General features: G+C 71.2%; 4 protein-coding genes. 3 read left to right on the plus strand and 1 reads right to left on the minus strand.

The genetic code is table 11. The features are described from left to right. The 3 genes from PV363_RS16930 to PV363_RS16940 all read left to right on the plus strand — a co-directional run. The coding region (locus PV363_RS16930; protein ID WP_301022969.1) for a MarP family serine protease at positions 1-799 on the plus strand (799 nt) is incomplete at its 5' end. A gap of 106 nt (positions 800-905) precedes the next feature. Beyond that, on the plus strand, positions 906-1,352 hold the full coding sequence (locus PV363_RS16935; protein ID WP_220343146.1) for a hypothetical protein: 447 nt from the start codon (positions 906-908) through the stop codon (positions 1,350-1,352). Positions 1,353-1,411: 59 nt separating this feature from the next. Next, positions 1,412-2,245 carry a hypothetical protein gene (locus PV363_RS16940; protein WP_301022970.1) on the plus strand — a complete coding sequence of 278 codons (834 nt, stop codon included), beginning with the start codon at positions 1,412-1,414 and terminating at the stop codon, positions 2,243-2,245. A gap of 12 nt (positions 2,246-2,257) precedes the next feature. Here PV363_RS16940 and PV363_RS16945 read toward each other — a convergent pair whose 3' ends face one another. After that, positions 2,258-2,788, minus strand: coding sequence for a phage holin family protein (locus PV363_RS16945; protein ID WP_220343148.1), 531 nt, complete (start codon positions 2,786-2,788; stop codon positions 2,258-2,260). Between the last annotated feature and the right edge of the window lie 167 nt (positions 2,789-2,955).

The raw sequence follows: 2,955 nt of genomic DNA on the forward strand, positions 1-2,955 counted from the left end.
CCCGGGGGCCTCAACCGCGGTCCGCGGGTCGCAGGTGCTCGGCAAGGTGGACTCCGTGATGCCGCAGGGCGTCCGTACGGCGCTGCACTCGTTCGACAGCGTCGTCGACGCCACGCTGTTCCCGCGCTATCTCGAGCCGTTCGCCCCGGAGACGATCAAGCCCGCGGCAGCCCCCGACCCCGCGGTCCTGCAGCGTCCGGAGGTCCAGTCCGCTCGTCGCAGCGTCGCCCGGGTCACCGGTCGTGCGGAGTGCAACCGCGGGCTCGAGGGCTCCGGGTTCGTGTACGCCAAGGAGCGCGTGATGACCAACGCCCACGTGGTCGCCGGGGTCGACGATCCCGCGGTCACGGTGGGCGACAAGACCTACGACGCCGACGTCGTCTACTACGACCCGAGCCTCGACGTCGCCGTGCTTCGCGCACGAGGGCTGAGAGCGCCGGCGATCCCGTTCGACGAGGACGCGCGGCAGGGACAGAGCGCCGCGGTCCTGGGCTTCCCCGAGAACGGTCCGTTCGACGCTCGCGCGGCGCGGATCCGGTCCGAGCAGCGGTTGCGCAGTCCCGACATCTACGGGTCGGCGCAGGTCGTGCGAGAGGTCTACTCCCTGCGCGGCCTGGTCCGGTCAGGCAACTCCGGGGGCCCGATGATCTCCGAGGACGGTCGCGTGCTGGGGGTGATCTTTGCCGCGTCGATCTCGGACTCGTCGACCGGCTACGCTCTCACGGCGGGTCAGGTCGGCGAGGCCGCCCGCAAGGGCGTGCGCGCGACCCGAGGACTGGACACAGGACCGTGTGCGTGATGATGTGGCGTCCGTCACTCTTGAGCACTCCCTGCGCGTCACGTATTCGCTTCAGGGGGTGGGTGCGTGGAAGATGTTCGGCGTTGTCCGCAATCGAAGGAGATCTGTGAAGACCCGACTGGCGGCAGTAGCCGTGCTCACGATGTTGACCGTCTCGGCCTGCAGTGGTGATGACGAGTCTGCCGGTGCAGACACCGGCGGGGGTCCTTCCCACTCTGTCGAGACCGGCAGCCTCGGGTCGAAGGAGGCCGACGAGCTCGCCATGGAGTCGGCCACCCGCGTCGTCACGCTCTGGGCCCGCCCTGACGTCCCGATCGCGCAGTGGACCTCCGAGCTCCGGCCTCAGCTCTCCGCTGTGGCGATGTCCGTCCTGTCCTTCACGGACCCGGCGTCCCTCGATCCCGCCAAGCCGGAGGGCAAGCCTCGTATAATGGCCGGGTCGAAGACGCGGGTGAGGGTCGAGGTGCCGACCACGGCCGGGCCCTACCGCGTGACGATGAGCCGAGACACCGACGGGACCAACTGGCTCGTCGACCGCGTCGACTCTCCCTGAGGGCGGGGGCGCCCGTCATGACGCTGCAGGGCGCTCCCCGGGCGCTCTAGGCTGCGGCTATGCGCACCGTGGCGTCGTTCCTGCTGGGTCTGCTCGCGCTGGTCGCCGTCGCGGGAGCCGCGCCGGGTCTGTGGTTCGAGCGCACCATCGTCGACGAGTCCGGCTACGTGTCCCTCGTCGCCCCGCTGGGCGACGACCCGGAGTTTCGTACGGCGCTGGCCGACACCGTCGCCGACGCCGTGGTCAGCGACACCGGTCTCGACGGTGTCGCGGGTCGCGCCGCCGACGGGGTCGTGCGCAGGGTTGCGGACGGCATGACGGAGCTCAGCGGATTCGACGCCGCCTGGACCGAGGTCAACACGCTGTCGCACCGCCTCAACGTGACCGACATGCCGCCGGCCGAGCTCGACGGGCGCCTCGGCGTCGATCTCTCCCCGATGGTGGACCTGGTCGTCGACGCGGCGAACCGACGGCTCGGCACCCAGCTGCAGGGACCGAGCGACCTCGTGGTCGCCGTCGGCACTCCCGAGCAGCGTGACGTCGTCGACCGCCTCCGCGAGCTGGCACCGTGGTCGTGGGCGCTGGGCGGCGCCGCGGTCCTGCTCTTGGCGGGCGCCGTCGCGGCTGCCCGGCGTCGCGGCAGCGCGCTCGTGCTGCTCGGACTAGGGCTCGTCGCGATCGCCGCCGTGGAGATGATCCTGGCCGTCGCCGGGGGCGACCGCGTGGTCGACGAGGTGGCGGCCGGGGCTGGGTTCGGGCGCTCCCTGATGGAGCAGGTCCACGACGAGGCGGTGCGCTCGTACGCCGTCTGGATGGCCGCGCTCGCGATCGCCGGTGCGGTCTCGGTGGTCAGCGGTCTCGTGGTGCGTTCGAGACCTGAGGCGCGCCCCTAGGCGCACGCGGGGTCAGCGAGCGCGCTTGCCGGACCTCGAGCGCTCCGCAGCAGCCGCAGCGGCGTCGGCCCCCGCGGGGGACGGCGTGGCCGCCGGGAGATCGATGGTGATGCGGGGATCGGTCTTTCCCTTGAGGGCGGAGGGGATCTCCTGCACGGTCGCGATCGTCCGCTTGGGCGCCTTGACCTTCTTGAGGAACCGGATGCCGACCAGCGCGAAGATGAGCACGACGAGGAGCCACACACCGGTCATCACGAGGAAGCCCCACGTGAAGCCGAGCGGGATGTCGCGGTCGAAGAGCCATGCGAAGAAGAACCCGCCTGCCATCGAGAGCATCGTGATCACGAAGAGCAGCAGGACGCCGACCGCGACGAGGAGGCCTGCGCCGACCCCGCCCGCCTTGGCGCTGACCCGGAGCTCAGACTTCGCCAGCGCGATCTCTCCCCGCACCAACGTGGAGAGGTCGCTGCTGATGTCCGAGACGAGCCTCCCGATGGTGGGCTCGGCGTCGTCCACGGATCCGGGGGCTCCAGGCTGAGACATCACGACTCCTCGTAGGCAGTTCGGTCGAGTCGAGCCTAGGGGATCAGCGCGTTTTCGGGGCATTGCCCCGCCGCTCCCCGACCGACGTCGTACCGGGCGGGGGCGGCCCCCCCCCGAAGACCCCCGGGGCGTACGGGGGGGGCAGTGCGCCCAGGGCGACCACCACC

This window comes from Mumia sp. (assembly GCF_028803055.1).
In the GTDB taxonomy this organism is placed as follows: domain Bacteria; phylum Actinomycetota; class Actinomycetes; order Propionibacteriales; family Nocardioidaceae; genus Mumia.